The sequence below is a fragment of the Asticcacaulis currens genome (assembly GCF_028550395.1).
In the GTDB taxonomy this organism is placed as follows: Bacteria; Pseudomonadota; Alphaproteobacteria; order Caulobacterales; family Caulobacteraceae; genus Asticcacaulis; species Asticcacaulis currens.
Map to the genome: position 1 here is coordinate 44460 of NZ_JAQQKW010000009.1, position 26394 is coordinate 70853.

Annotated in this window: 29 protein-coding genes; 4 read left to right on the forward strand and 25 right to left on the reverse strand. The window is 60.5% G+C overall.

Going from position 1 to position 26394, the window contains the following annotated elements; all coding sequences use genetic code 11:
* Positions 1 to 25: 25 nt before the first annotated feature.
* From PQU94_RS14320 to PQU94_RS14330, 3 genes are all read right to left on the reverse strand, one after another.
* Positions 26 to 514: an SRPBCC domain-containing protein gene (locus PQU94_RS14320; protein ID WP_272742120.1), complete on the reverse strand. Its 489-nt coding sequence runs from the start codon at positions 512 to 514 to the stop codon at positions 26 to 28.
* Positions 501 to 857: an ArsR/SmtB family transcription factor gene (locus tag PQU94_RS14325; RefSeq protein WP_272742121.1), complete on the reverse strand. Its 357-nt coding sequence runs from the start codon at positions 855 to 857 to the stop codon at positions 501 to 503. Before PQU94_RS14325 ends, PQU94_RS14320 begins: the two co-directional genes overlap by 14 nt.
* Before the next feature lie 92 nt (positions 858 to 949).
* Positions 950 to 1231 (reverse strand): FliM/FliN family flagellar motor switch protein, encoded by a 282-nt coding sequence (locus tag PQU94_RS14330; RefSeq protein ID WP_013478892.1) that lies wholly within the window; start codon positions 1229 to 1231, stop codon positions 950 to 952.
* A 42-nt stretch (positions 1232 to 1273) separates the two neighbouring features.
* Between PQU94_RS14330 and lipB the strand changes: the two genes are divergently transcribed.
* Positions 1274 to 2023, forward strand: a complete 750-nt coding sequence (lipB, locus tag PQU94_RS14335) for a lipoyl(octanoyl) transferase LipB (protein WP_272742122.1) — start codon at positions 1274 to 1276, stop codon at positions 2021 to 2023.
* A 73-nt stretch (positions 2024 to 2096) separates the two neighbouring features.
* Here the strand turns inward: lipB and PQU94_RS14340 are convergent, their stop codons facing one another.
* The 12 genes from PQU94_RS14340 to PQU94_RS14395 all read right to left on the reverse strand — a co-directional run bounded on the left by PQU94_RS14340 (position 2097) and on the right by PQU94_RS14395 (position 14171).
* Complete coding sequence (locus PQU94_RS14340) at positions 2097 to 2510, reverse strand: DUF805 domain-containing protein (protein WP_272742123.1); 414 nt, start codon at positions 2508 to 2510, stop codon at positions 2097 to 2099.
* Between the two features lie 215 nt (positions 2511 to 2725).
* Positions 2726 to 4195 (reverse strand): TadE/TadG family type IV pilus assembly protein, encoded by a 1470-nt coding sequence (locus tag PQU94_RS14345; protein WP_272742124.1) that lies wholly within the window; start codon positions 4193 to 4195, stop codon positions 2726 to 2728.
* Between the two features lie 94 nt (positions 4196 to 4289).
* Complete coding sequence (locus PQU94_RS14350) at positions 4290 to 5996, reverse strand: VWA domain-containing protein (RefSeq protein WP_272742125.1); 1707 nt, start codon at positions 5994 to 5996, stop codon at positions 4290 to 4292.
* Positions 5997 to 6099: 103 nt separating this feature from the next.
* Positions 6100 to 6999 carry an RluA family pseudouridine synthase gene (locus PQU94_RS14355; RefSeq protein WP_272742126.1) on the reverse strand — a complete coding sequence of 300 codons (900 nt, stop codon included), beginning with the start codon at positions 6997 to 6999 and terminating at the stop codon, positions 6100 to 6102.
* A gap of 43 nt (positions 7000 to 7042) precedes the next feature.
* On the reverse strand, positions 7043 to 7306 hold the full coding sequence (locus PQU94_RS14360; RefSeq protein WP_272742127.1) for a hypothetical protein: 264 nt from the start codon (positions 7304 to 7306) through the stop codon (positions 7043 to 7045).
* 139 nt (positions 7307 to 7445) lie between these two features.
* Positions 7446 to 7928 carry a DUF805 domain-containing protein gene (locus PQU94_RS14365; protein ID WP_272742128.1) on the reverse strand — a complete coding sequence of 161 codons (483 nt, stop codon included), beginning with the start codon at positions 7926 to 7928 and terminating at the stop codon, positions 7446 to 7448.
* 96 nt (positions 7929 to 8024) lie between these two features.
* Positions 8025 to 8516: a hypothetical protein gene (locus PQU94_RS14370; protein ID WP_272742129.1), complete on the reverse strand. Its 492-nt coding sequence runs from the start codon at positions 8514 to 8516 to the stop codon at positions 8025 to 8027.
* Between the two features lie 2 nt (positions 8517 to 8518).
* Entirely contained in the window at positions 8519 to 9874 is a 1356-nt protein-coding gene (locus tag PQU94_RS14375) for a replication-associated recombination protein A (protein ID WP_272742130.1), read from the reverse strand.
* Between the two features lie 194 nt (positions 9875 to 10068).
* A complete protein-coding gene (locus tag PQU94_RS14380) occupies positions 10069 to 10683 on the reverse strand; it encodes a hypothetical protein (RefSeq protein ID WP_272742131.1) in 615 nt (204 codons plus the stop codon).
* 440 nt (positions 10684 to 11123) lie between these two features.
* Entirely contained in the window at positions 11124 to 11441 is a 318-nt protein-coding gene (locus tag PQU94_RS14385) for a hypothetical protein (RefSeq protein WP_272742132.1), read from the reverse strand.
* Positions 11442 to 11485: 44 nt separating this feature from the next.
* Positions 11486 to 12046: an HNH endonuclease gene (locus PQU94_RS14390; RefSeq protein ID WP_272742133.1), complete on the reverse strand. Its 561-nt coding sequence runs from the start codon at positions 12044 to 12046 to the stop codon at positions 11486 to 11488.
* A gap of 142 nt (positions 12047 to 12188) precedes the next feature.
* The gene (locus PQU94_RS14395) at positions 12189 to 14171 is read right to left on the reverse strand and encodes a M48 family metalloprotease (protein WP_272742134.1); all 1983 of its coding nucleotides are present in this window, start codon (positions 14169 to 14171) and stop codon (positions 12189 to 12191) included.
* Positions 14172 to 14204: 33 nt separating this feature from the next.
* Between PQU94_RS14395 and gluQRS the strand changes: the two genes are divergently transcribed.
* Complete coding sequence (gluQRS, locus tag PQU94_RS14400) at positions 14205 to 15032, forward strand: tRNA glutamyl-Q(34) synthetase GluQRS (RefSeq protein ID WP_272742135.1); 828 nt, start codon at positions 14205 to 14207, stop codon at positions 15030 to 15032.
* Between the two features lie 78 nt (positions 15033 to 15110).
* Here gluQRS and PQU94_RS14405 read toward each other — a convergent pair whose 3' ends face one another.
* Entirely contained in the window at positions 15111 to 15314 is a 204-nt protein-coding gene (locus tag PQU94_RS14405; protein ID WP_013478897.1) for a cold-shock protein, read from the reverse strand.
* Between the two features lie 386 nt (positions 15315 to 15700).
* Between PQU94_RS14405 and PQU94_RS14410 the strand changes: the two genes are divergently transcribed.
* A complete protein-coding gene (locus PQU94_RS14410; protein WP_272742136.1) occupies positions 15701 to 16783 on the forward strand; it encodes an alpha/beta hydrolase fold domain-containing protein in 1083 nt (360 codons plus the stop codon).
* Here the strand turns inward: PQU94_RS14410 and PQU94_RS14415 are convergent.
* Positions 16765 to 18366, reverse strand: coding sequence for an AbgT family transporter (locus tag PQU94_RS14415; protein ID WP_272742137.1), 1602 nt, complete (start codon positions 18364 to 18366; stop codon positions 16765 to 16767). The two genes, PQU94_RS14410 and PQU94_RS14415, sit on opposite strands and share 19 nt — an antisense overlap.
* 265 nt (positions 18367 to 18631) lie before the next feature.
* Here PQU94_RS14415 and PQU94_RS14420 point away from each other — a divergent pair, with 265 nt between their 5' ends.
* Complete coding sequence (locus PQU94_RS14420; protein WP_272742138.1) at positions 18632 to 19033, forward strand: RcnB family protein; 402 nt, start codon at positions 18632 to 18634, stop codon at positions 19031 to 19033.
* Positions 19034 to 19074: 41 nt separating this feature from the next.
* On the opposite strand, the gene dxs is transcribed toward PQU94_RS14420, so the two are convergent.
* The 8 genes from dxs to PQU94_RS14460 all read right to left on the reverse strand — a co-directional run bounded on the left by dxs (position 19075) and on the right by PQU94_RS14460 (position 26312).
* The gene (gene dxs, locus PQU94_RS14425) at positions 19075 to 21000 is read right to left on the reverse strand and encodes a 1-deoxy-D-xylulose-5-phosphate synthase (protein ID WP_272742139.1); all 1926 of its coding nucleotides are present in this window, start codon (positions 20998 to 21000) and stop codon (positions 19075 to 19077) included.
* A gap of 131 nt (positions 21001 to 21131) precedes the next feature.
* A complete protein-coding gene (locus tag PQU94_RS14430) occupies positions 21132 to 22040 on the reverse strand; it encodes a polyprenyl synthetase family protein (protein WP_272742227.1) in 909 nt (302 codons plus the stop codon).
* Positions 22041 to 22044: 4 nt separating this feature from the next.
* Positions 22045 to 22299, reverse strand: coding sequence for an exodeoxyribonuclease VII small subunit (locus PQU94_RS14435; protein ID WP_272742140.1), 255 nt, complete (start codon positions 22297 to 22299; stop codon positions 22045 to 22047).
* Between the two features lie 62 nt (positions 22300 to 22361).
* Positions 22362 to 22964 (reverse strand): histidine phosphatase family protein, encoded by a 603-nt coding sequence (locus PQU94_RS14440; RefSeq protein ID WP_272742141.1) that lies wholly within the window; start codon positions 22962 to 22964, stop codon positions 22362 to 22364.
* A gap of 266 nt (positions 22965 to 23230) precedes the next feature.
* Positions 23231 to 24463, reverse strand: coding sequence for an SAM-dependent methyltransferase (locus PQU94_RS14445; protein ID WP_272742142.1), 1233 nt, complete (start codon positions 24461 to 24463; stop codon positions 23231 to 23233).
* Between the two features lie 54 nt (positions 24464 to 24517).
* Entirely contained in the window at positions 24518 to 24943 is a 426-nt protein-coding gene (locus PQU94_RS14450) for a DUF2177 family protein (RefSeq protein ID WP_272742143.1), read from the reverse strand.
* Between the two features lie 80 nt (positions 24944 to 25023).
* Positions 25024 to 25677, reverse strand: a complete 654-nt coding sequence (locus PQU94_RS14455) for a ChrR family anti-sigma-E factor (RefSeq protein WP_272742144.1) — start codon at positions 25675 to 25677, stop codon at positions 25024 to 25026.
* A complete protein-coding gene (locus tag PQU94_RS14460) occupies positions 25674 to 26312 on the reverse strand; it encodes a sigma-70 family RNA polymerase sigma factor (protein ID WP_272742145.1) in 639 nt (212 codons plus the stop codon). The genes PQU94_RS14455 and PQU94_RS14460 overlap by 4 nt, the downstream gene beginning before the upstream one ends.
* Between the last annotated feature and the right edge of the window lie 82 nt (positions 26313 to 26394).

Here is a 26394-nt window from a genome sequence, read left to right on the forward strand (position 1 = left end):
CCCGGCATTGACGGGGATGTATGATTTACTCCGCCCCCAGTTCCGCAACCATCTCATCCAACTGATCGAACTGCTCGTCGAAGCCGCTTGTGGCCCCCGACACCATGGCCTCGTCCAGCGCCTCTTTCGACGGGTAAAGATCGCGCCAGACGACCAGAGTCTGCTCCCCGCGCCCCTCGAAGGTCACCGTGGTCACGGCCCCGTCTTCGCCGCCTTCTTCATTCGTCCAGACGATACGCTCGCCGGGGACTACCTCGATATATTTGCCGAAGAAGGCCATCGGCTCCGGCATCGACGGATGGCTGATCACCAGCCGGTAGCCGCCGCCGGTGCGCACGTCCATCTCGCAGGAATGGATGGTCATGCCGAACGATTTCGGCGTCCACCAGCGCCGGAACAACTCCGGTTCGCTCCACGCCTTGAACACCAGCCGCACTGAACCATCGACGGTTCGCCTCACCACAAATTCGCGATCGGAGATGCGCTCCATTGCAGTCTGATTAGCCTGCGTCATTATCTGCCTCCTTCTGCTTCAATTCCGCGACCACCTGATCCAGTGCCTCAAAGCGGGCGTCCCAAAGCCGGCGGTAGTTTTCGATCCAAGCGACCTCTTCCGCCATCCGCTCATGCCCTAATCGGCATGTGCGCACTCGTCCGGCCTTCTCTGTCGTGACAAAGCCGGCCTTCTCCAACAGGCTGATATGCTTCTTCATACCGGTGAGGGTCATGTGAAACCGGTCAGCTAGGTCCGTAATCGACGCGTCCGCGCGCCCCAATTGCTCCAGAACCCCGCGGCGGGTCGGGTCCGAAAGAGCGGCAAAAGAAGCATCAAGGCGCGCGCTGGAATACTGAGCCATTTGGTTCAGCATTAAGCCGAACAAACGTAAAACGCAAGCGCCTTACGACTGAATCGTCTGAGGCAAACGGAAAAATGCAGAGCAGAGGGGGGTTAATTCCCCAGGGCCATAAAGTCATAGACATTGGCCGGGCGGGTCACCACGATCGAGATCTTCTCTTCAAAAATCTGGATTTCGCCGCGCGCCACCGGGTGGTTGTTGGCCAGTATCCACACCTCATCGTGCTCACGCGCGTCCAGCGGGATGACCGCGCCGCGGCCCATGCGCAGAAGCTGCTGCATCGGCAGGACGGATCGCCCCAGAAGCACTGAGATTTCCACCGGCACGGAATTGACCTGAGACGACACGCTCGACTTGATCCCTTGAATACCCATATAGGGAGGAGTCCTACCCCATCCGCCGCAGAATGGCCGAACATGCTGAACGACAGGTTAAGCCCCGCCGATTCCAATGACACTCCGTCCGATTTTGTGTCGCCGGACTTTTTCCTGAAAGACCCTGAGAACGGTCTGCCGGAATGGCGCGTCTCTGCCGGTCAGGTGGCCTATCCCGACTCTGTGGCCGCGATGGAGGCGCGCGTCGAAGCCATCCTCAAGAACGAGGCGCGCGAGCTGATCTGGCTGATCGAACACCCGCCCCTCTATACGGCCGGCGTGTCAGCCAAACGCGAAGACCTGCTGGAACCTGATCGTTTCGACGTATTCGACAGCGCGCGCGGCGGGCAGTTCACCTATCACGGCCCCGGTCAGCGGGTGATCTATGTGATGCTGGACCTCAACCGGCGCAGCAAGGACATCCGCGCCTTTATCAAGGCGCTGGAAGGCTGGATCATCGGCACCCTGTGGCAGTTCAATGTCGAAGGTCATATCCGCGACGGGCGCGTTGGCGTGTGGGTCGAACGCCGCGACCGGGGGATTACCCCTATTCCCGAAGATAAAATAGCCGCCATCGGCATCAAGCTGCGCCGCTGGGTCAGCTTCCACGGCATCAGCCTTAACGTCGAGCCGGATCTCAGCCATTTCAATGGCATAGTGCCGTGCGGCATCTCGGAACACGGGGTGACCAGCCTGATTGATCTGGGCCTGCCGGTGACCATGGATGAGGTGGACTACGCCCTGCGTCAGGAATTTATCGAACGCTTTGGGCCGGTTGATCTGGCCGAATAAGCGTCAAACCGCCTCAATGGGTTCGGCAAACCGCGTGGAACGCCCGTACCTGTTCGCGCCCCTCTCGGCTTTTTTAGTTTTGCTCGATGGGCGATGCAAACCGCATGGAACGCCCATACCTGTTCGCGCCCCTCTCGCCGGGCATCGCGCCCAAGTCAATAGCCGCCCACAGCAGCACCAGCGCGCCGACAAAATCGAGAAAATTATCCGGGCGTGGCCACACCATCATAAAGGCAATCAGGATCACCGCCGCCCACCATCCGGAGCGCCCCCGGTCGTGCAGGCGCTTCGACAAAACGCACGCCGCGCAGAACAGCAGCGCCGGATAGACCACCCACCCGGTCAGGACGCGCGGTGCGCCGGTAATGGCCGAGTCATAGATCATGAACAGCCCGACCAGCACCGCCAGCGCGATCAGAAACGGCGTCTGACGCACCCGTCCAGTGGACGAAAAGAACAGTTCGCTCCAGTCGATTTTCTGAGTCATGGGCTATCCAAAAGCAAAAGAGGCGGAAACCGTCGTTTTCCCCTCTTCGCTTAACACCGTCAACCGGTTGAGAAAAGACGCTTATCTGAGGCAGCGCCGCTTTTCTGTCACGGCTGGAGCGGGAGGATTTCCGATGGAAGAATCTTCCCGCTCTATGTGTCTGCTTTGTGGCTATATTTTTATCGAAAACCGCTCACAGTTTTCGACATATCGCTCTACTGCATCAGGCGCACCACGCTGAGCTTGCCGCCGATGACCTCAAAAGCATTGATCAGGTCATTGGCGTTCTGCGCATCGAAATAGTGCTGAGCATCCGTCGCGCAGGATTTGAGGGACGCCAGCGCGGTCGCATCCGTAACCCCAAGGCCGATAACGAAGATTTCGATATTCTTGCCCTTGGCATAATTACAGACATTGGCCTGAACCGTGTAGGTCGGCGTAATCAGCGACGTGCTGATCGTAGGCGGGCTACCCGTCGCTGCCGATACCGTCTGACCGGAAGCGTTGGTGTAGAGTGTATTCGCACCGTCCGTCATCAGAACAATAACCTTCTTCGGCTCCTTATTTTTGGCATCATAGGCTTGCCCTTCTTTGAAGGGCGCGGGCGGCGAAAGGGTATTGACGCCCCAGACGAGCCCGCCTGGAATGAAGGTATCCGGTTGATAGCTGCCAATCTTATTGACCAGACCATTGATCGCATTAGTCACCACAGTCTTGTCATTGCTCAGAGGTTGTATAGCCGTAGGGCATCTTTGAGCCGTTTCAAGGACGCCTGTGTAGGCTGTCAGAGGATCAGGCATGATGAGTAGCTTGGTCTTGGAATCGACCTGATGGCGCACACAGCCGTACCATTTGTAGTAGGTCGGTTGCGGATTATCACATGACTGATAAGGCGTTATATTTACAGTGGTACAAGTTTGCGGCGTTTTCCAGCAACCGACCTTAATCGGCACCCCATCCTTGATGGAATCACACGTTCCCCAAACGCCGCCCGTGCACACCTGCTTGGTCGAAATCGTATTACATTTTTGAGCCGCCGCAGGTACCGTATAGTCGGCCCCGACCGATATCCAGGTTTGACCACGATTGGCCAGCCCCACATTGACGTAATCGGCATAGGGCACGATGGCGACCTTCACATAATCCTTGTTGGCCGTGGTCATCACCGTGTTGACGAGGTTTGTCGCCGCGGTCTTCAGTACATCCAGTCGGGTCTTCGTGCCGTCAAGCGCCTGTCCCATCGAGTCGGTGTTATCGAGAACCAGCGACAGTTCCAGCGTGCCGTTGGCGGCCTGAACCGTCTTGCTGAGCACCTGATACGGCAGCGCTGTGATATTCACCACACCCAGCAGATACGGCTTGTACGTGCCCTTGGCCGTCACATAATAGGTGCGCGTGGTTGTGTCATAATTGAACTGATCAATCTGAACGCCGTCCGGATTGTCCCCCAACTCCTGCTTCAGCCGCAGGGTCACCGCTGCCTTGGCCTGATCAACCGTTGTCGGCCGCAGAATGGCCACGGCCAGGGTCGCCGCATCCAGCGCATCCTGCGCCTTGCTCCGGCGGCTCACGACGTTCGAGAAATCGACCGCTCCGGCCACCGCAGCCGCCAGAACAAAGACAAACAGACCGAACATAACGGCCGTGTTTCCACGACGATCTAAGAGAAAGGCAGGCAGGCGCATGGGCTTATCCGGTTATTCGCATCGGCATCAACTGTGCAATATATGGGCCAAAACTTAATATTCATTCTACTGCCCGCCGATAGCGCTGCGCCCTCTACTTCGTCAGACGCGTGCTCTGGATCGAATAGAAAACCTTGGCCAGGGTGGAGGTAAGCTGGCTGGCCGCTGTCACGTCGTAGAAGTAGTCAGGGCGGCTGGCGCAGGCCTTCAGCATGTCGGAATTGCCCTCCATCACGCGGATCGTATAGACCGTGATGCCCAGATCCTTCGCCGCCTGACAGGCCAGAAGCGTGCGCTGATTGATCGAGGTCGCCGAGGTGGTCCAGCGGTTCTGCGTATTCTCGCCATCGGTAATGACGATCATATACTTGTAATTACTCTTGTCGCTGTAGGACTGTGCCGTATTGAATGGCAGTTCCGGCGACAGGAGCTCCATCCCCCACTGTACGCCGATGGTAATATTGGTATTGCCTGCCGGGGTGAGTTTCTGGGCATGGGCGCGCACGGCCGCAATATCGGTCGTCAGACCCATGACGGGCAGCAGGTTGTTGGTGGCGCATTTTGCCGCCGGGTAGAGGGTATCGGGCGTGCTGGCGATCGGGGATTGCCCCGACACGTCATAGGGCTGCTTGCGGTCGATTACGCAGCCATTCCAGCTATCGGTGCCGACACCCAAAAGGTCGGCATTGGCCGTAATGGTGCTGTTGTCCTTGATGGTGGTCGTCGAGCCCGACCCGTAGCCCCCGGCACTGGTCGGTGTAGCGGTGATCGTGCCGGTATACTGGGCGTAGCTGCTGTTGGGGCGGCTGTAATAGGCCGCATAGGACCACGGCGTCGAATTGCTGGAACTGGAGGTCCGCGCCCAGTTGGTCGTCGAATAGGCGTCGGTGCGCGACACGACCGTATAACCGCAATAGCTGTAGCTGTAATTGACCCAGCAATAGCCGTTGTTCTGCGCAAAGTAGGAGGTCACGAAGACCCGATAGCTGCCGTTATAGGTATAGGCATAGAGACGGGCATTGGCCTTGCACGCCGCCACATCGGCGCTGCCACTGCACATCAGATCGCGCGTCGTCCCCAAAGACGTACAGCTATCGGCGTTCATGCCGCTGCCCGTGCAGCTATAGCTGTAGGGCGTTTCGCCGAACTCCCCGGCAATGCCGCTCGCCGGCACGCCCTTGATATTGACCTGCGTATCGAAAGGGACGATGCCGACCTTGGCGCCCCACACATTCTGGCCGTTGACCAGCAGGGAGGCCAGAACGCTATCGACCGCAGCCTTGAGATTGGTCATGCGCGAATCCCGCGACATGGACCCCGTGGAGTCGAGCACCAGGGCGATCTCGGATTTGCGCAGTTCGGCTTCGGCGGTCGAGGTCGCGGCAACAGTAAGCGTATTGATGCCCATCAACCGCAGAAAAGAGGTCTGTATCTGCGCGCGGGCCGCATAGATGGCGGTCTTGTGCGATCCGCTGGTTTCAAAGCTCAGGCCTTTGGACGTCGGCGTAATGCCGCTGTCGATCAGATTAAGGGCAAAGACGGTATCGGCAGCGCTTTTGGCCGCCGTCTCGTCCTTCGCCATCAAGGCCCCGCGCAGGGCCGCCGCGTCGGCGGCGTCCTGAAGACGGTTGGTCTGCTCATGCGCCTGGCTGAACTCGACGCCCGCCCCTGTCGCTGCCGCCAGAGTCGCCGCGATCAGGCCGAAGACGATGACGGTATTGCCCCGGACATCGCGCCAGAACAGCAACGACCGCGCCGTCTGCTCCAACTGACGCCAACCTCTGCGCAATGGTTCCAGCATGTCACTCAGCCCGTCAGATACACATACCCGCGCAGCTATGACAGTTGGGACGTTAACGAAGCGGTAAGAAATCTGCCTAATGACGCATTAAGCAAATGCGGATTTATGGTAAATAAATGAAAGGCTTACCTAGATTTTTGTCAAGATTCAGCCCGGCCTGTGCACATAGCGCCTGAAGGTCGGGGCTCAGCGGCGCTTCCCAGCGACGGCGGCCGCCATCCGGATGCGGAAACTCTATGGCGCGGGCGTGCAGCATCAGGCGCGGGACGCGCACGCCGTCGAGGCTGAGCGCGCCGCCATACCGCACATCGCCCGCAATGGGGCACCCCAGATGCGCCATATGCACGCGGATCTGATGCATCCGCCCGGTAAAGGGTTCACATTGCACCAGCGCCGACGTGTCCGTGCGGCTGAGCACGCGATAGGTGGTGCGGGCGCTCAGCGCTTCGGGATGATCGGCGGCGCAGACGCGGCTATAGGCTTCGCGCCCGATCTCTTCACGACGCAGAGGCACGTCGATAACGCCCTCGTCTTTGAGGTTGTGCGGATGGGCGACGATGCACACATAGGTCTTATGCACATCGCGCGCCGCAATGGCGTTGCCGACAAAGGCCGCCGAGGTGCGCGTTTTGGCCGCCAGAATAATGCCCGACGTGTCGCGGTCCAGCCGGTGCAGCAGGCGTGGCTTGTTGCAGTTCGAGCGGGCGAAGGCCCACAGCATGTCATCGAGATTATGGAAATTGCCGCGCCCGCCCTGTGACGACAGGTTGGACGGCTTGTTGAAGCCCATAATCACCCCGTCTTCGTGGATCAGCATGGACTTCACCCACACGATCTCTTCGTCGGACAGTTTCAGCGGCCGGTCGATGGCCTTGGGGTTTTTGGGCGTCTGGACGGGGCGCGCCCACCCCCTGGCTTCGCGCTCGGCAATGGCGGCTTTGTGCTGCGGCGACTGACGCGAGGCCTTTTTACGGTTGAGCTTGTCCTGCTTTTTCGGGGTCATGCGCGGCTCATACTATAGCCGTGTGCGCTTGCCCATAGGCCTTTCAGTCCTCACGTCGTTTGCCCGCACCGCGGCGGCCCTGAAAGCCGGAGCCGCTCAGCGAACCGAACAGGGCCGCAAGGATGATCAGCGCCCCCAGCGCAAAGGCGGCCCAGACGGCCAGTCCCTGCCCGCTGATGCCGATATTGAGGGCGCGCAACACCTGCCCGGCCTCATACGGGGCATAGAGGGCCACAAGCACCACAGCGGCAAACGCTGCCGCTACGCCCCACGCCAGTATCTTCAGAACCTGTCTGACCCGGTTCATTCGTCACCTCTCGCCAGAGCGATATGTCGAAAAAGGTAAGCGGTTTTCGACAAAAATATCGCGACCTAACAAAATTTAGAGCGGGATGATTTCCGCTTGAAAATCATCCCGCTCCGATCGGCGACGGTACAGGCTTTATCTAACGATGACCAGCCATACGGACCGGCCCCACGGGACGGCGCAGGGTCTGGCGCAAAGGCTGCGGCGACGGTTGCGCCAGCAGGAAAAACAGCACGAAGACGCCCGCCCCCAGAGCCAGCAACTGCCACCAGCCGGACCGGTTGAGATCGTGCAAACGCCGCGTGGTAACCGCCACGTAGGGGACCAGCAGCAGCATGGGCGCGATATAAAAGCCGCTCAGCCCAAAAGCACCGTCCATCAGGGCGGCGGCGCAATAGACGCCGACAAACAGCAGCAGGAAACCACCATATTCGCCGCGCGACGCCCGGCCTTTGAAATCGAAGGCGCGCGCAAGGCCGCTGCGTACCGCCGCTTCAAAGCCTTCCGTGCGGCGCGGCGCACCAAAGCGGTTGGGTCCGTTAGGATGAATGACAAACGGCAGAAAGGCCGGCGCAATCCACAGCAGCAGAACGGCCAGTTGTTGCAGGGTTTCCGGTGACATAGCGCGCCTCCTTCATCAGCGTGAAGGCCAGTCTGGGCGCGAAATGGGCCGGAAATGGGGAGCGATTATCACAGGAGTGAGAGAACAGCGTGACTATCAGCGCAGGTTCGGTAAGACTTTAATCACCCTATGCGGGATTAGAATCAGTACCAGGCTTAGAATGGCGCTGACGCCCATCTTCCAGCCTTGCTCCATTACTTTCTCCCCCGATGCTTCGCCCGCAATCATACCCAGCCATGGCCCCAGCCGTATCATGCTGCCGTAGATCAGATAAAAACCGAACAGACGCAAGCCAACAGACTGCCACACTTCGACACTGCCAGCGTTATCAGAGGATAGCCCCGTGGCGGGTATAATCTGTCGTGCCATCCAGCCTGCCATCACCCACAGACCGGACGCGACCGACAGAAGGGCCGCTATGGAAAAAAACACCACGCCCCTCGACTGTGCATCCATTGTCGGCAAAAGAGCAAACGCGGCCAAAAACTCAAGCAATCGGCTGAATACGTATATCGCCAACAGGCGGACGGATATGAAGGCGATATCATAAGGCGTCACGCTTTTGGCAGATGTCTGATCGGTTTGCATAGCTATTCCCCCCTTTGCTGTTGTTTCTTTTCCCGCAATTGTGCCCAGTATTCAAGCCTTTGTCGCGTCTTTCCCTCGTGCCCCTCGCCCTTCGGATCGTAGAAACGCGGCCTTGCCATACCGTCCGGAAAATAGTTCTGCCCCGAAAACCCGTCGGGGTCATCCGGGTCGTAGATATAGCCTTCACCATAGCCCAGTTGTTTCATCAATTTCGTCGGGGCATTGCGGATGACTTCGGGCGGGTCCAGCGTCGCGGTGTCCTTCGCCGCCTTCATCGCCGCCTTGAAGGCCGTATAGACGGCGTTCGATTTGGGGGCCGAGGCCATGTGCACCAGCGCCTGAGCAATGGCCAGTTCGCCTTCCGGAGAGCCCAGCACCTCATAGGTTTCGCGCGCCGCATTGGTCATGATCAGCGACATGGGATCGGAATTTCCGATGTCTTCGGAGGCCATGCGCTGCATCCGCCGCACAATATAAAGCGGGTCTTCGCCCCCCTGAAGCATCCGCGCGAACCAGTAGAGCGCCGCGTCGGGGTCGGACCCGCGCACCGACTTATGCAGGGCCGAGATCAGGTTGTAGTGGCCTTCGCGGTCCTTATCGTAATTGGGGCGGCGCTTTTGCAGGTTTTGCAGCAGGGCCTCGCTGTTCAGCGGCGCCTCAAAACCCATAGACGCCAGAGACTCGATCAGGGTCAACAGATAGCGCCCGTCGCCGTCAGCCAGGCCTTTCAGCATCTCCTTCGCCTCGTCCATCAGCGGCAGGGCGTGCCCCAGATGCGTTTCGGCGCGGGTGATGAGCTTGTCCATCGCCTCATCGTCGAGGCGTTTCAGCACAAACACCTGACAGCGCGACAAAAGCGCGCCGTTTAGCTCAAACGACGGGTTTTCCGTCGTCGCCCCGATCAGGGTGACCACGCCGGCTTCGACATAGGGCAGGAAGCTGTCCTGCTGGGCGCGGTTAAAGCGATGGATTTCATCGACAAACAGGACGCTGCGCACCCCCTGATTGCGACGGGCCTGCGCATATTCAAAGGCCTTTTTCAGATCGGCGACGCCGGAAAAAACCGCCGAAATCTGCTGAAACTCATAGCCGACGCTGGCGGCCAGCAACCGCGCAATGGTCGTCTTGCCGACGCCCGGCGGCCCCCACAGGATCAGCGACGGCAAAAACCCGCGATCGACGGCGCGCGCAATAGCCCCGCCTTCGCCCAGCAGATGATCCTGCCCCACGATCTCGGACAGGGCCTGCGGCCGCAAACGCTCAGCCAGCGGCTTGAACCCTTCGGGCGCGGCGGTCAGGGTCGGGGCGGACGGCGTCAGGCCAGCCGCCTGAAACAGGTCATGGGGCGCAGAAGACATGGAACATGTATAGAACATGTTGCCGGGACAGGAAAAGCCGTGAAATGGACCATCCTCGGGTTTTTTCTCGATCTGGCTCCGTCCTCTCCTCCCTGTCGCGTTAGCGATGGGGAGGTGGATGCGAGTGAAACGAGGAGACGGAGGAGGATTGCGCCGTTAGTAGTCACATACACGGCACTTGGGAGGTACGCACTTCAAAAGCCAGTGCAGGCTCCTCTTCCGAGTCTCCCCTCCGTCCGCTCACGGCGTTCGCGGCCACCCGCACCGGCGGCCCGATCCCCGCGGCAAGGCCGCAGGGAGGAGAGTTCGCCTGACTTTTTATACGGCGTACCGTCGGGCCATTTGCCAATGCGGGCTGCGCGTTGTTCGCGCATCTGAGCCTGTTTATCGGCCCAGCCCTTTGACCACTCACCGTGTGGAGATGTCGCGGGCGTTGCCTGAGGTTTCGCCGCCTCTGACGGTTCGAGGACCGCCGCCCCTCGCGTTACGGGGCTGTCTCTCTCCTCTCCTGTAAGCCCGCCGGGGCGCAACGGCGGCGGCGGCGGATCGGCGCGAAGGCGGCGAGACGCAGCGGACGTCTCGGCTGTTGCTTCTTTGACCGGCTTCGGTTTCGCCTTCAGCAACGGCGTGTATATTCCCCGCAACATCCGCTCGACGGCCATGATGGCGCGGGCCGTTCGGCCAATCTCGATAGCCGTCGTCGGACGCGGCGCGGTTTCGAGCGCGGTCAGAATCTGATCCGCAAGGCGAATCAGGCGGTCATAGGCGGCGGTGTGGGCGGCGGGGATGTGAGCGGCGATCTGTGTCATGGGCTCAGCATGACAGAGGTTCACGCTGCGGGGACAGATTGTGAGAAAACGCGCTTAAGTGATTGAAATTGTGCATGTCTCAGCGGGGATAGATTTTTGCCACGGATAGACACGGATGGCGGGCTTCGCCCGCCGAACACGGATGCTCTGCGCTCTGTGCCTCTCAGTTGCGCAATGAATATCCGTGAGGCCGCGCCAGCGGCCATCCGTGTCTATCCGTGGTTAAAAAAAACAAAGGGCTTCGCCCAAACAAATAAGAGCGAAGACGTCCGCACCGGCGTTTGAAACTCCAAAGCAGAGAATCTCCACAGATGACACAGATGCGGCGGGCAAAGCCCGCCTGACACAGATGATCCGCGCACCGAACCTCTCAGGCGCACAATGAATATCCGTGAGGCCGCGCCAGCGGCTATCCGTGTCTATCCGTGGTTTAAAACCCCTCAAAAACTCTCGAAATCTTCCGACAGGCGCATATGTTCGATGATCGTCTCACGCGCCTCATCATCGGCGTGCGACAGGTCCAGCACCGCATCGCCGGACTCGAGCACACGCACCGCCAGCACCTCACCCATATAGGCAAAGCGCGGCACCTTGGGGCCGAACAGGCGCTCACGCCGCGCCTCGACCTGCACGTCCAGCGTCCGGGCCAGCGCCGCCTCAATCGACTTAAGGGAAATGGCCGTCTGTCCCTTGTCACGGGGAAAGCGTATCACGCCGAAGTTCCGGCGATCCAACTCAAAGCGCACGCGCTGCGACATGTCTTACTCAGCCCGAAGAATACCCATATACGCCCCTCACCCCGTCAGGGTTCGAGCAGCGTATCCCAATACAGGTAATCTACCCAACTTTCGTGAAGATAGTGAGGCGGAAAACGCCGTCCCAGCTCCTGAAGCTGATACATTGTCGGGCGGTGTGGATTTTTGGCCAGTGCCATCTGTGCCTGTTGGGGTGTTTTTCCCCCTTTACGCAAGTTGCAGGGGGCGCAGGCGGTAATGATATTGGTCCAGGTGGACTTGCCGCCCTGCGAAACGGGCAGCACATGGTCAAAGGTGAGGTCGTGGCGGCAGCCGCAATACTGGCAACTGAACTGATCGCGCAGGAAGACATTATAGCGCGTGAAGGCCGGCGGACGGTTCTGGTCGATATAGGTCTTGAGGCTGATGACGCTGGGCAGACGCATGGTCATCGAGGGCGAGCGGATTTCGACATCATAGGTCGAAACCACATCGACTCGACCTTCGAACACCGCCTTCACGACATCCTGCCACGGCCGGGTCGAAAGCGGGTAATAGGAGAGCGGCCTGAAATCGGCGTTCAGGACCAGGGCCCGCCAGTCAGAGGGCGGATTTTTCAGGACCTGCATGGACGCCTCCATGCGATCGGAGATGCAACGGGATAATCGTACCGGAAGACCGAACTCCTTCTAGCTGAGAAGCTTATCCACAAGCTCAGTAAGAACCCGATTCCACAAAAAGAAAACAGTGAACTTTGCATGACAGGCAGGATTACGCCCCAGATGTACTGTGGCGGCGGACCTCCGAGCCTTCAAGATGAACCAAACGTCTGCGCAACCAGTCATATGCCGGTACACTTTCAACTGCCAGTGCCGCCCCGTGCGGTTGAAGCACCCTCAGCACGTCGTCCATAAATGCGTTTTTGATATCCATCTCCGCCTTACGGTCACGACAGATATATAGGGCGATATATTGCACGATCGCCGGATCATCCGGGAAGCTGCGCTTGGCGATCCATAGGGATTTGATGGCATAATGTACGGCAAGGACCCGCTTGAGCGCGCTCAGTGTAGCTTCCGGCAGATGCGGTGGCTCAAGCGTCGTGGTGGGTGGTAACCGCGAAAAATGATCCTGTACACGCTCCCTGAAACGCTCGGCCTCTATTATGCCTTCGATAATCTGCGCGTTTTTCGGATTGTCCGGATCAAACTGCGCATAATACGCGGCTAAACCGTACAAAGCCTGTTCGCGTTGACCATGATCGGCACCGTCAAGTACGGGTTGCATGTGTTCAACCCCCTTTGCATCCCCTTGATCCAGGTAGAATTGTGCGACACGGCGCCGCACAATCAGATCGTCAGGATGAGACTGCGCCCAAGCTTCTGCCAGAGCCTGTGCCGTCGCCACATCGCCTTCATACTCGATAAGGTTGACACGCTCCCAATAAGGCTCTTCATCAAGCGAGCCTTGCGCCGCCATCGTATCGAGTTCCCGCCGACGGGCACGCATACTTTCGGCTTGCTTGTAAATATCCTCCCATACCGGCGCCGCTTCGCGCCACCACTCGGCGTCAAAACGTTCCACCAGTTGCGTCGTAAGCGCGTCGCTTAGAAATCCCTTAGCGCCGCTATACTCGACGACTGCAAGTGCCGGTGTCGCTTCTCCAAGGGCGGCCAACCGGTCTGAGAGGCAGGGATGCGTATCGTGCAAGTCTGTTTGTCTTTTTAGCGCCTCAGATAAGGCCTGTGCCTGATCGGCCTCTGCGGGCTGTTCGGCGAAACGCATGGCCAGTCCTGCATAGGGTAAGGTCGCCGGTGCTTTCGCCGTGCGATTATAGTTTTGCAGGGCGTCCCAGTGCGCGGCAAAGCGATGCCCTTCCGCACTGACTCGCACCAGAGCCGACGCCGCCGTTGCCGGACCCGCCACCAGAGCGGCGCACCGATCGGCCTCGTATTCATTCGAGCGCGCCAAGACGAAGCTGTAGGCATTGAACCAAGGACCATACCAGTTGAAAAAGCCCTTAAGCACAGACGCCATGCCACCGGTCTCAAAGGCATAGGACAGGCGCGCCCACGTTTGACGCACCCGATAAATCCAAGCCGATAACTTACCGTGCGCACCCGCCAGATGGCCGTACTCATGCGCGATCACCGCCTTCACCTCGCTTTCGGATAAGGCCATCAGCAAGGGTAAGCCAAGCAACAGATAATTGTCGTGCCAACCGAATATACCTAAACGCGGAACCTGCACGATAGCGGCGTTGAACTCGTCAGTGACCAGGACCTTTTTAACCTTGGGACCTCTGGTCAGGCGGCGAATCTCCTCAAGTGCAGCAAACAAAGCCGGAGCCTCACGAGCGGCGACAACGACACCTTTTGGGGTTTCAAATCTTATCCACAAGGCGCGCACCAGGTAGAAACCCATTACCAGAAAGACAATTGCCACCTTGGCCAGCAACGCCACCAGATGTGTGGCTATGGCAATGACGACAACCCCTACAGTCAGTACGATCAGCCCGCCCAATACCAACGCCAGAAAGGCGTAGCCCATCAGCGCCGCACCCAGCACCCGCCAGCGGTAGGCCTCCGGATGATCTCGTGAAAAGGCCTCCAGTTGCTCGACCATAGGCCGATAGCGATCTTCAATAACACCGCCCAAACCCCAGGGCGTCTGCACCTTGGGAATTTCAATTGTCCGCCCCATAAACTCCCCCCTAATTGCCACGACGGTGCCTTTCCACCGCGCTTTCACCATGACCGTACCTGTTTAATCTGATAGATCAAGAGGATGACCTACCGCACCCGTTTTGCCCCCTCGCCGACCGGCTACCTGCATCTGGGTCATGCCTATGCGGCCCTGACGGCGTTTGAAGCGGCGCGGCAGGCGGGCGGGGAGTGCCTGTTGCGGATCGAAGACATAGACCGCACGCGCTGCCGCTCGGAATACGAGACGGGGGTGTATGAAGACCTGCGCGGGCTGGGGCTGGGGTGGCCGCAACCGGTATTGCGGCAATCCGATCATCTGGCCGACTATGAGGCGGCGCTGGAGACCTTGCGGGCACGCGGGCTGGTCTATGCCTGTTACAAGACGCGCAAGGAGCTGGCGCAGGCGGCGCAGGGGGCCCCGCAGGAAGGGGACGCTGTAGCGGAGAATGGACCAGCTGAGCGCGAACCCTCATGGCGTCTGTCCTTGGCGGCGGCGCGTGAAGCGCTGTGCGCAAAGTGGGACCGCCTGGGTTTTGTCGAAAACGGTCACGGACCCGACGGCGAAACCGGCCCGCAGACGGCGCGGCCTGAGGTCAATGGCGATGTGGTGCTGGGGCGCAAGGATATCGGCGTCGCCTACCATCTGGCGGTGGTGATTGACGATGCGCGGCAGGGCATTACGCACATCCACCGTGGCCACGATCTGTTTGCCGCCACCCATACGCAGGTTCTGCTGCAAGGTTTGCTGGGTTTGCCGACGCCGGTGTATCGGCATCACGCCTTGCTGCTCGACGATCAGGGAAGACGACTTGCCAAACGCAAGGACTCCAAAAGCCTACGTGACTACCGGCACGAAGGCATGGACGCCGAAGCGATAAGAGCCCTGATCGCAGCGACGCCGAAGGCGTGAAAGAGTCTCACCACGGATAACGAAAAGCCGCCCCGCAGAACGGGACGGCCTTTTTGAAAACCCTTAAAGATAAGGGAATTACAGCAGTTGCAGATTGACAGCGGCGGTCTTGCCGCGCTCGGTCTGAAGCTCGTAGGAGAGCTTCTGACCGTCCGCCAGCCCTTGCAGGCCCGCGCGCTGAACAGCGGTGATGTGGACAAAGACGTCGTTACCGCCTTCGGCCGGTTGAATAAAACCAAAACCCTTGGTGGCATTGAACCACTTAACCGTACCTTCGGCCATGTGCTCTCCTTAGTCAAAAGCAGTATCGAGGTGTTCGGGAGCAAACCTCCCCTACAATCGTCGTTCTCGGTAGCGCAGTTTGAGTTCAGGAAACCGGGAAATCCCGCTTCCGAGCAGTCGGCAGCCAGATCACGAATTGCGACAGAGATTAAGACGCAGCTTTCGGAAGCGGTCAAATAAAAATCCCATATATTTCCTCGGATGCGGCAATAAATCGCTGTTACGGGGACGGACAGTTAAAGTTCATTATTAATACTTACTCTGGGCCATCATGTGTTACTTTACCGCATGAGATGAGAGCCGCCCCTCCCTTGACACCGCCAAGGTGCTTGTCGGTTCGCACGAACACGCCTAACAATAGCCGCCTATTGCTTTCAAAGGCTGCCATGCGTTTGTCGCCGCCCCGTCAATCCGTCCTGAGACGCCTGCTTCTGCGTCAGGTGTTGCGCCTGCCGTTTGCCGTGCTGAAATTCCTCTCCGGCGGCGGCATCGTCCACGTAGACGGGCGCACGCTCGACACGCAGATCACCTTTCTTTGGAAGACTTTTTTCGCGCGTCAGGATCAGCGCACGCCGCTCAGCCTGACCGGCACCTCGGTCGAAGGGGCGCGCGAAGACTGGCAGGAAGCAGCGGCCCTGATGAGCGCGGGGTCTGAGGTCCGGGTGAAGGTCGAAACCGCCGGAGATGGCGGGCTGGTCAATGGCCAATTGATCCGGCCGCAGCGTATCGACCACAATTCCCCGCTGCTGGTGCTGTTCCATGACGGGGGCGGCGTGCTGGGCGGCCCCGAACTGAGCCTCGCCTTCGCCAGCCTGCTGGCGCATGAGGCGCGCTGTCCGGTGTTTTTACCCGCCTATCGCCTGGCCCCCGAACACCGCTTTCCGGCGGGGTATGACGACGCGCGAATGGCGTGGGACTGGGCGCTGGCCAATCTGGGCCGATTAGGCGCGACCTCGGGTCAGGCGGCCATCGGTGGCATTGGTATGGGCGGCAATATGGCCGCGCGCCTGTGTCTGGATCTGCGCCGCGATTTCAAGCCCCTGCCCGTGGCGCAGCTTTTGGTCACGCCGCTGCTTGACCTGTCGGACCCAGACCTGAAAACGAGCCGCTTCGCTCGAAGTTGGCCGATCAGCGCCGCCGATCTTGATATCATGATCGGCCACTATGCCGGCGCGGGCACGGGCCTGAGCGATGTCGCCCTGTCCCCCCTGCGCGAAGAGGTGATCAATGGTCAGCCCAAGACCCTGATCGTCTCCGGCGGGCTTGATCCGCTGGCGGCTCAGGCCGAACGCTATGCGCGGCGTCTGATGGAAGGCCGCACGCACACCCTCTATCGCCGCTATGACACCCTGCCTCTGGGCTTTCCGCTGTTTGCCGGGGTGGTCGATCACGCTCAGGCCGCCGTGCGCGATATGGCGGCGCTGTGGAGTGAACTGACCACCTCACCGGATCAGGACGCCGGGGTGTAGTGCACCTGTGCGCCCGGCCCCAGCGGCAGGTCAAGCGCCACCCAGGCCGCCGTCAGGCCTATCCCCGCCACCATGAAGCTCAGGGCATAGGGCAGCATCAGGGCGAGCAGCGACCCTACCCCCATGCTCTTGTCCCACCGGCGCGTGAAGGCCAGAATCAGCGGGAAGTAGGACATCAGCGGCGTCATGATATTGGTGTAGCTGTCACCCATGCGGTAGGCCGCCGTGGTCATTTCCGGCGAAATACCGACCAGCATGAACATCGGCACCACCACGGGGGCGAGCGCCGACCACTTGGCCGAGGCCGAGCCGATAAACAGGTCGAGTATCGACGAGAATAAAAGCACGCTGACCAGCAGCAGCGGAGCGGGTAAACCCCACGCCTTGAGGATTTCGGCACCATTGATGGCGGTGATCGGCCCCAACCGTGACCAATTGAACATGGCCACAAAGTGCGCGGCGAAGAAGGCAAAGACCAGATAGGGCGCCAGCGAGCGTATCCCCTCACCCATCATCTTCACTACGTCGTTGTCGGATTTGATGGTCCCGGCCGCTGTGCCAAAGGCGATGGCGGTGGTGATAAACAGCAGGAAGAAGCCGGCGATCAGGGCGGCATAGAAGGGCTGAAGCTGCGCCGGGCCTGTGGCCTCTTCGTTGATCAGGGGGGTATAGCCGGGCCACAACGCCAAAGCGGCGAATCCGGCAACGACCAGCACCGCGACGATCCCGGCGCGTTTCAGGCCCTTTGTCTCGGCGGGTGTGATTTCGGACTTGGCCAGTTCGGCCTGAAGTTCGGTGTCCGGCGAACCGCCCCATTTGCCCAGACGCGGCTCGACTACCTTATCGGTGATAAACCACGCCACCGGGGTGAACAGGCCGACAATGGCGAGGATGAACCACCAGTTGCCGAGCGGGTTCATCGTCCATTCCGGGTCGATGATGCGGGCGGCCTCCTGAGTGAAGCCGAACAGCAGCACGTCAATCTGCCCCGGTGTGATATTGCCCGCATAGCCGCCCGACACAGCGGCGAAGGCTGCGGCGATCCCCACCAGCGGGTGCCTGCCGACCGAAGCATAGATCAGCCCGGCCAGAGGGATGAACACCACATAGGCCGCATCGGACGCATGATGCGACACCATGCCGGTTATGATCACGCACGGGGTCAGGATGGCGCGCGGGGCATTGCGCAGAGAGGAGCGGATCAGCGCCGAAAACAGGCCTGAGCGTTCGGCCACGGCCGCACCGTACATGACCACGACCACCACGCCCAGCGGCGCAAAACCGGTCAGGGTCTTCGGCATATCGACCAGAAGCCGCCCGATATTTTCGGCAGTAAACAGGCTGGTCGCCGTGTAGGTCACCACGCCGTTGTCGAGCGTTGCCCAGTGCGGGGCTTCGTCGCCGCTGTAGGGGATGGAGGCCGACCAGCCGAAATGCGCGCCGATGGTCGAAAGCACCATCAGGCCCAGTATCAGCCAGACGAAAATCATCACCGGGTCAGGCAGCAGATTGCCGGCCTTTTCGACCAGCCCCAGAAAACCTTTGGATCGCCGTATGGCGTCTTGCGATTGCGGCCCGTTCACCCTGCGCTCCTTTACTGCAAAGCCACAGGTTAGCGGAGGTTTTCCGCCTGTAAACCGCTCCGTGTTCGTGCAAACGATGGCAATCGTCAAAAAATAGAAAACCGATAAAGATGGCTATGCTTCGTCGCCGCGTGGCTTTCGGGCATAACATCTTTATCCTTCGGTGAAATGACTGAATAACGCCGACCCGTTTGCGTTCATGCACGGTTCAGGCACGCCGCACTAGTGTGGGTAGCATAGGGATGGGGCAAGACAGGAGACCGTTATGAAACGCATAATGACTACGTCCTTGCTGGCCATGATGGCTGGCTCCCTGCTGATGGCCGACGTGGCCACCGCTCACCCGCGCGACCACGACCGCTATGATCGTCGCGAACGTCACCATGACCGGTACGAGCGCTGGGAACGCGACGACCGCCGCGGGCGTTACGACTATTACCGCAGCTATGATCGCGGCCGCCACTATGGCTGGCGCGAGCGTTCCGAATGGCGTCGCGGTGGCTATGTCGCCTATCGCGATTGGGATCGCGGCTATGAGGTGGATTACCGCCGCCACCGCCAGCTCTACGCGCCACCGCGCGGCTATGAGTGGCGTCAGGTCGATGACCGCTACGTGCTGGCGGCTGTGGCCACGGGCCTGATTGCGGCCATCGTGCTTAGTAATTAAGGCATTGAATGAGAAACGGCGTCCATTGGGGCGCCGTTTCTTTATCCCTGCACCGCTGCCTTGGCGATATCGGCCTCGCTGAACCCCAGCGCTTTCATGGCCGAAGCCGCTATGCCCTGCGCGTCAAGGCCCGCATCGGCATACATTTTTTCCGGCTTGTCGTGGTCCTGGAAGCGGTCCGGCAGGGTCAGGGTGCGGATTTTCAGGCCGTTATCCAGCGCGCCCTCAGCCGCCAGATAGTGCAGCACAAAGGCTCCGAAGCCGCCCATGGCGCCCTCTTCGACCGTGATCAGGCATTCGTGGTGGCGCGCCAGTTGAAGGATCAGTGCCTTATCCAGCGGCTTGGCGAAACGTGCATCGGCCACCGTGGTCGAAAGCCCGCGCGCCCCCAAAAGATCGGCAGCCTTCAAGGCCTCCGGCAGGCGCGCCCCCAGCGACAGGATGGCCACCTTTGAGCCTTCGCGCACGATCCGCCCGCGCCCGATAGCCAGCGTTTCCGCCACGGCCGGGATTTCAACGCCGACACCTTCACCGCGCGGGTATCTGAACGCCGAAGGGCCATCATCATAGGCGGTGGCCGTGGCGATCATACGCGCCAGCTCCGCCTCATCCGAAGCGGCCATGATCATCATACCGGGCAGGGTGCCCAGATAGCCGATATCGAACGTCCCGGCGTGAGTCGCCCCATCGGCCCCGACCAGACCGGCGCGGTCGATGGCAAAGCGCACGGGCAGGTCCTGAAGCGCCACATCGTGCGCCACCTGATCGTAACCGCGTTGCAGGAAGGTGGAATAGAGCGCGCAAAACGGCTTCATGCCGTCTGCCGCCAGACCGGCGGCAAAGGTCACGGCGTGCTGTTCGGCGATGCCCACGTCATAGCAGCGCGACGGAAACACCTCGGCAAAGCGGTCAAGCCCGGTGCCCGACGGCATGGCGGCGGTGATGGCCACCACCTTCGGGTCGATCTGCGCCTGCTTAATCAGTTCGGCGGCAAAGACTTCGGTATAGCTGGGGGCATTGGCCTTGGGTTTGGCCTGTTCACCGGTGATGACGTCGAACTTCGCCACGCCATGATACTTGTCGGCGGCAGCCTCAGCCGGGGCATAGCCCTTGCCCTTCTGCGTCACGACGTGCACCAGCACCGGACGGTCGGTAATGTCGCGCACGCGCTTTAAGACCGACAGCAGGTTTTCCATGTCGTGCCCGTCAATAGGACCGACATAGTAGAAGCCCAGTTCCTCGAAAAAGGTGCCGCCGGTGAACCAGGTGCGCGAAAACTCTTCCGACTTCTTGGCCATTTCAAATAGCGGGCGCGGCAGACGTTCGGCCACGCTCTTACCGAAGCGGCGCACGGCCTGATAGGCGCCGCCGGAGACCAGATTGGCCAGATAGGCGCTCATGCCGCCCACCGGGGGCGCGATCGACATGTCGTTGTCGTTGAGGATAACCGTCAGATTTTTGGTCGTTTCGGCGGCATTGTTCATCGCCTCATAGGCCATGCCGGCCGACATCGAGCCGTCACCGATCACCGCCACGACCTTATTCGTCTCGCCCTTGTGGTCGCGCGCCGCGCAAAAGCCGAGCGCCGCCGAAATCGAGGTGGCCGCGTGGGCTGCGCCGAACGGATCGTAGGGGCTTTCCGAGCGCTTGGTAAAACCGCTGAGGCCGCCCCCCTGACGTAAGGATCGGATGCGGTCGCGCCGCCCGGTCAGAATCTTGTGCGGGTAGCATTGATGCCCGACATCCCAGATCAGGATATCGCGCGGGGTTTCAAACACATGGTGCAGCGCCACGGTCAGTTCGACCACGCCCAGCGCCGAGCCCAGATGCCCGCCCGTCTTAGACACCACATCAATGGTTTCGGCGCGCACTTCATCCGCCAGCGTCTTCAGCTCAGCGGCGGACAGATGGCGGATCGCTTCCGGGACCGTCAGCGTGTCCAGGACCGGCGTTTCGGGTTGGGGCATAAGCGGTGCACTCACAGGCGGGATCAGAACCGGCAATGGTTTTGTTCGTCTCTACCGCAACCGACATAAAACTGTGAGGCGGTTTTGTCCAGTAGCGAAGACTTTGCCTGTGGCGGCGCAGACGTACCCGCTTAACTCTGCCGTTTCAGCACAAAATCCACGCTGTCGCGCAGGATGTCGGCATCGGTCCCGAAAATATCCAGCCGCGCCTTGCACTGGTCGGACAGGAGCCGCACCCGCGCCTTGGCCTCATCCAGCCCCAGCAGCGTGACGAAATTGGTCTTGCCCTTGGCCGCATCCTTGCCGCCCGCCGCCTTGCCCAGCAGGTCCGGATCGCCCTCGACGTCCAGAAGGTCGTCGGCAATCTGATAGGCCAGCCCCAGATCCTGCGCGAAATGGATCAGGGCATTGGCCTCCTTTTCCGGCGCATCGGCAATAATAATCGGGATTTCAAAGGCATGGACGATCAGCGCGCCGGTTTTCATGCGCTGCATCCGCGCCACGCCGCCCAGATCGTCGGACACCCCGATGAGGTCGATCATCTGACCGCCGGCCATGCCCTGCGCACCCGAAGCCAGGGCCAGCCGCGAGATCAGCTCAACGCGTACGCGCGGGTCTTCATGGGTGTCTTCGGAAGCCAGAATCTCGAACGCCACCGTCTGCAGCGCATCCCCGGCCAGAACCGCCGTCGCCTCATCATAGGCGCGGTGCACGGTCAGTTGCCCGCGGCGAATATCGTCATCGTCCATACACGGCAGGTCGTCGTGCACCAGCGAATAGGCGTGGATACATTCCAGCGCGCACGCCGCCCGCAGCACGGCCTGAGAATCCGCATCGAACAGACGCCCGGTTTCCAGCGCAAAGAAGGGCCGCAGGCGCTTACCCGGCCCTAGGGCGGCATAACGCATGGCTTCGGTCAGGCGCGACTCGAAGCCTTCGGCGCGCGGCAGAAGCTCATCGAGCGCCATCGTCACCAGATCGGCGGTCTCCTGCATCCGCTGATGCAGGGGCGGCAGGTCGGAATTGGCGGCGACCGGCATCAAATCAGTTGAACTCCGCCGGGGCCGTGCCTTCGACCTGACCGGTCCGGGTCAGGGTGATCTTTTCGACCTGAAGGCGGGCGGCCTCAAGGCGCTCCTCGCACAGGGCCTTCAGGGCCGCACCGCGCTTATACAGTTCCAGAGACTTTTCCAGCGGGGCCTGACCGGACTCAAGCTCCGCCACGATGCGCTCAAGCTGGCTCAGCGCCTCTTCGAAGGACATTGTCTCAGGGGGCAGGGTCGCTGGGGTTTCGGTCATGATCGGCCTTTCGTTACGCACTCGACAGGGTACGGAGGATGGCGGCGTCCGGGAGCGGCCGCTCAGGCACGCCGTTCATAGCGACGGCAGCCCCAGTACTTAAACCCCTGCTCACAGGTTTGGCTATAGCCTAATTTTCCCAGTTCGAGCGAAATCATCCAGTTGAAATAGCCGTGCGCCAGAAGCAGCACGTCTTCGCCCGTCTGCGCTTTTTCGTGCAGGAAGCGCGCGGCCTCGGTGGCGCGGGCCTCGGCGTCTTTACGCGTTTCCTCGCCCGCGTGGTGATTAAAGGCCCACCACCAGAAGCGCGAAATCCCGCCCCAGTATTTGGGTGAAAAGGTCAGGAAGGTCGGGAAATCCGGCGGCGGCAGGGGCGCTTCGACGAACAGGTCGAGCGACTCGAACGGCTTGCCCTTGCACACCGCGCGCGCCGTTTCGATGGAGCGTTGCAGGGTCGAAGAATAGACAAAACCGGCCTCTTCGGCCCATTTGATCAGCTGCGGCGGCGGAATCTGGCCTTCGAGCAGACCGGCCAGCGTGTAGCGCCCCCACCAGTCGCGATAGCCCGCCGCCGTCAGCCGGACGCGCCGCGACAGGGCCGGTTCGCCGTGCCGCACGAGGGTAATCGCCCCGTTTCGTGTCTGCGCTGCGCCGCTCTTGGCCAAACCGCTGCCTCTCTAATCCCAACGGCCGAAGATGCTGACGCATCCGGCCGTTATAAAAATCGCGAATGTCCTATATGTATCAAAGGCATAAGACATTTCGCGAAACGAATACCAAGTGTCATTTTCAGTGACACGTGGTATAATAGGAATCGCAAACGATTCCGGTTCCGTTTCATTGAGAGGTTTGGTAGCCCGCCGCATGGGGGGAGACAAGTGCCTAAATCACCGTAGCGAGGCTGGCGACTGTCGAAGTGACGCGGCCGACGTCACGCCTTCTGGAGGGTGAAATGCACCACATCCGTGCGCTCGGTGCGGAAACCTGCCTCGCAATAGGCCAGATAAAACAGCCACATCTTGCGGAAGGCTTCATCAAAGCCGCTGATGCGCCCCTCCGCCCAGGCGGCATCAAACCGCCGTGCCCACATATTGAGTGTGCGGGCATAGTCGTGGCCAAACGACTGATCCGACAGGACCGACAGGTCAGCCTTGGCGCTGTGGCTGCGCAGCTTTGACGGCGACGGCAACATGCCGCCGGGGAAGATATAGCGCTGGATGAAGTCCGGGCGCTGACGGTAATCTTCGAACAGCTCGTCGCGGATCGTAATGATTTGCAACGCCGCCTTGCCGCCCGGCTTAAGGCAGTCCGACACCTTGCGGAAATAGGTGTCCCAGTATTCCATCCCGACCGCCTCGAACATCTCGATAGAGACGATGGCATCGTATTCGCCCGTCACATCGCGGTAATCGAGCAGCTTGATTTCGACCTGATCGGAAAGACCCAGCCGCTGCATACGCGCGACCGCATAGTCGTGCTGCGACGGTGAAATGGTCAGGCAGGTGGCCCTGGCGCCCAGTTTCGCCGCGTATTCGGCAAAGCCGCCCCAGCCGCAGCCGATTTCCAGCACCCGCTGCCCCGGCTTGAGATCGACCAGCCTCGCCAGCGCCGCGTACTTGGCCGTCTGCGCCCGCTCAAGGTCTTCGGTGCCTTTAAACAGGGCGGACGAATAGGTCATGGTGGCGTCGAGCCACTGCGAATAGAAGGCATTACCCAGATCGTAATGTGCAAAGATATTGCGCCGCGACCCTTCCTTGGTGTTGCGGTTGAAGCTGTGCAGCAGACGGCTCATCATCTGCATGAACGGATTGCCGATAAAGAAGCGCGTCAGACGGTCGATATTCAGCGTAAAGACTTCGAGCAGGTCGGGCAGGTCGGGCGTGTCCCACTCCCCCGCGACATAGCCATCGGCAAAGCCGACATCGCCCGCCGCCAGAACGCGGCGCAGAAAGCGGAAATCATTGACCTTCAAGACGCCGTGCGGGCCCGGCTCGCGGCCGCGGATTTCAAACGGTGTACCGCTCGGCAGGATAATGTCGAGATTGCCGCGGTGCCAGTTGTGGCGCAGCGTCTTCAACGGCCGGCGCAGGGCCTTCGGCACCAGATGCAGGTCGGCACTCGTTGTGGCGAAATGGGGACCAAGGGATGTCGAGGTGCTGGACATGGGCCGCCTCCGTCTGAGTTTTTTATTATATTGGAAATATGCGCTGCAAAAAATCTATATCTTGAGCAGCCGCCCGGCGAACACGACCAGGTGCGACGCCGCCGTAGTCAAAACCGCCCCCCAGATCATGTCAATGGCCACCAGTTTCGGCGACCAGTCGCGGATCACCGCCATGGCTGTCAGATTATAGGTGCCATAAGCCATCAGCCCCAGCAGGGCCGCACTGACCGTCAGCGACCATCCCGCCGGCAGGCCCTGCACTGGCAACTGGCCGGAAAGGGCCGGAAAGGTCAGAAACCACGTCACGCCGAGGCCATAGAGCAGATAGAAGGCAATGGCGGCAGGCATGTTGATGCGCGTGGCCATCAGATCGCCCATCAGCGGCTTATAGACCGGACCGGCGGTGAGGCTCAGCCACACGGTGTCTATCACCGCAAAAGCGATCAGGGTCAGGACGAGCGCGCTCAGAAACATCTTCATGCCTCACCTTCGGGACTGTGGGTTGGGATGGGCACCCCTGCCGGCGCAGGATATCCCGCATCGGCAAGAGGGTGTGTGTTTTAGATACGCGCGAAAGGCTGCAACAGTTTACCCAAAAGTGTACGGGGCGCGATGGGCGCGTTCGCCGCGATCAGGCACAGGCAATCATCGGCCGCGATCAGCGGCGAATGGTGATCCCCCGCCTCACACGACACGCAGTCACCGGGGTGATAGGCCCCGCGATCGTCGCTGAAACACCCTGTCAGGACCAGCGTCATTTCAAGGCCCTGGTGGTCGTGAACCGGCATTTGCATGCCGCCCTTGACGTGCATCAGATAGGTCAGGCCGCGCCCGTCCTTCGGGGCATCGAGATGCGCCATCCACACGCCGGGCGCGCCCCAGTAGCGCGGCTTGAAGGCCGCCGCGCGCACAGATTCCGGCAGGTCGATACCCTTAAGATAGGCGGGAAGTTCGGGCGCAACGCGCGGCTCAGGGGCCTCTTCGGGACGCTCGATACGCGCCAGCGCCAGCTCCAGCGCGTCCTCGGCCATATCGACCGGCACGACCTCTTCGAGCATGGAGGCGCCGATGGCGTCAAACAGGCGCAGAGAGGTGCGGCAATGCGGGCACATTTCCAGATGCGTTTCGACCAGCAGGGACTGACCGGCGTTCAGACGGCCACGGTGATAGTCGAGCAGGATAACCTCATCGAGGTGGTGATTAATCGACGTCATACGCTTTTACTTTCAGCACGGGTTTCAAAGGCCGCCCGCAGCCGCAGAAGCGCCAGCCGAAGACGTGATTTCACGGTCCCCAGAGGGATGGACAGGGCCTGCGCGATGTCGCCATGCGACAGGTCCTCAAAAAACGACAGCCGCACCACTTCGCGCTGCTCCGGCGACAGGGTCTGCATCAGGACGCCAATCGTCTTGGCATCCTGCACCCCGATCAGGTGCGTATCCGGGGCCTGTTCCGGTTCCGGGGCCCACAGGTCTTCCGGCAGGGTCTGGGCGCGCTTTTGCTTGCGCACGCCGTCGATATGCAGGTTGCGCGCGATGGAATAGATCCACGTTGTCGCCGACGCCTTGGACGGGTCAAAGTACGACGCCTTTCGCCACACATTGAGCAGGGCATCCTGCGCCAGATCCTCCGCTTCGATGGCGGTCAGACCGCGGCCCATCATGAAGGCCTTGAGTTTGGGCGCGTATTGACTGAACAATTGCGCATAGGCCGCACGGTCACGCCCTTCGGCGATGCGTAAAATCAGGGCTTCGGGCACGCCCAAGGGGCGCCCTCCCCGGCTCAGGCCAGTCTCTGCGACGATCATCCGCGCAGAAGACCCGATTATATCGTCGCGGTCAAAGGACATTTGAGGCCGCCCGTAAGGAGTCGATGTGGACTTGGCTGTGGTCATGATGCTTTTACGCCGCCACCACACATTTGGATTTATG

Coding starts and splice junctions, on each gene's coding strand:
- PQU94_RS14370 (WP_272742129.1), bottom strand. CDS start 8,516: ATGCAAACCGATCAGACATCTGCCAAAAGCGTGACGCCTTATGATATC.
- PQU94_RS14345 (WP_272742124.1), bottom strand. CDS start 4,195: ATGCGCCTGCCTGCCTTTCTCTTAGATCGTCGTGGAAACACGGCCGTT.
- PQU94_RS14380 (WP_272742131.1), bottom strand. CDS start 10,683: ATGACACAGATCGCCGCTCACATCCCCGCCGCCCACACCGCCGCCTAT.
- PQU94_RS14375 (WP_272742130.1), bottom strand. CDS start 9,874: ATGTCTTCTGCGCCCCATGACCTGTTTCAGGCGGCTGGCCTGACGCCG.
- PQU94_RS14405 (WP_013478897.1), bottom strand. CDS start 15,314: ATGGCCGAAGGTACGGTTAAGTGGTTCAATGCCACCAAGGGTTTTGGT.
- PQU94_RS14325 (WP_272742121.1), bottom strand. CDS start 857: ATGGCTCAGTATTCCAGCGCGCGCCTTGATGCTTCTTTTGCCGCTCTT.
- PQU94_RS14445 (WP_272742142.1), bottom strand. CDS start 24,463: ATGTCCAGCACCTCGACATCCCTTGGTCCCCATTTCGCCACAACGAGT.
- PQU94_RS14390 (WP_272742133.1), bottom strand. CDS start 12,046: ATGCAGGTCCTGAAAAATCCGCCCTCTGACTGGCGGGCCCTGGTCCTG.
- lipB (WP_272742122.1), top strand. CDS start 1,274: ATGCTGAACGACAGGTTAAGCCCCGCCGATTCCAATGACACTCCGTCC.
- PQU94_RS14340 (WP_272742123.1), bottom strand. CDS start 2,510: ATGACTCAGAAAATCGACTGGAGCGAACTGTTCTTTTCGTCCACTGGA.
- PQU94_RS14350 (WP_272742125.1), bottom strand. CDS start 5,996: ATGCTGGAACCATTGCGCAGAGGTTGGCGTCAGTTGGAGCAGACGGCG.
- PQU94_RS14330 (WP_013478892.1), bottom strand. CDS start 1,231: ATGGGTATTCAAGGGATCAAGTCGAGCGTGTCGTCTCAGGTCAATTCC.
- PQU94_RS14355 (WP_272742126.1), bottom strand. CDS start 6,999: ATGACCCCGAAAAAGCAGGACAAGCTCAACCGTAAAAAGGCCTCGCGT.
- PQU94_RS14455 (WP_272742144.1), bottom strand. CDS start 25,677: ATGACGTCGATTAATCACCACCTCGATGAGGTTATCCTGCTCGACTAT.
- PQU94_RS14395 (WP_272742134.1), bottom strand. CDS start 14,171: ATGGTGAAAGCGCGGTGGAAAGGCACCGTCGTGGCAATTAGGGGGGAG.
- PQU94_RS14435 (WP_272742140.1), bottom strand. CDS start 22,299: ATGACCGAAACCCCAGCGACCCTGCCCCCTGAGACAATGTCCTTCGAA.
- PQU94_RS14365 (WP_272742128.1), bottom strand. CDS start 7,928: ATGTCACCGGAAACCCTGCAACAACTGGCCGTTCTGCTGCTGTGGATT.
- PQU94_RS14460 (WP_272742145.1), bottom strand. CDS start 26,312: ATGTCCTTTGACCGCGACGATATAATCGGGTCTTCTGCGCGGATGATC.
- PQU94_RS14360 (WP_272742127.1), bottom strand. CDS start 7,306: ATGAACCGGGTCAGACAGGTTCTGAAGATACTGGCGTGGGGCGTAGCG.
- PQU94_RS14385 (WP_272742132.1), bottom strand. CDS start 11,441: ATGTCGCAGCGCGTGCGCTTTGAGTTGGATCGCCGGAACTTCGGCGTG.
- PQU94_RS14320 (WP_272742120.1), bottom strand. CDS start 514: ATGACGCAGGCTAATCAGACTGCAATGGAGCGCATCTCCGATCGCGAA.
- PQU94_RS14420 (WP_272742138.1), top strand. CDS start 18,632: ATGAAACGCATAATGACTACGTCCTTGCTGGCCATGATGGCTGGCTCC.
- PQU94_RS14450 (WP_272742143.1), bottom strand. CDS start 24,943: ATGAAGATGTTTCTGAGCGCGCTCGTCCTGACCCTGATCGCTTTTGCG.
- PQU94_RS14430 (WP_272742227.1), bottom strand. CDS start 22,040: ATGCCGGTCGCCGCCAATTCCGACCTGCCGCCCCTGCATCAGCGGATG.
- PQU94_RS14410 (WP_272742136.1), top strand. CDS start 15,701: ATGCGTTTGTCGCCGCCCCGTCAATCCGTCCTGAGACGCCTGCTTCTG.
- gluQRS (WP_272742135.1), top strand. CDS start 14,205: ATGACCTACCGCACCCGTTTTGCCCCCTCGCCGACCGGCTACCTGCAT.
- dxs (WP_272742139.1), bottom strand. CDS start 21,000: ATGCCCCAACCCGAAACGCCGGTCCTGGACACGCTGACGGTCCCGGAA.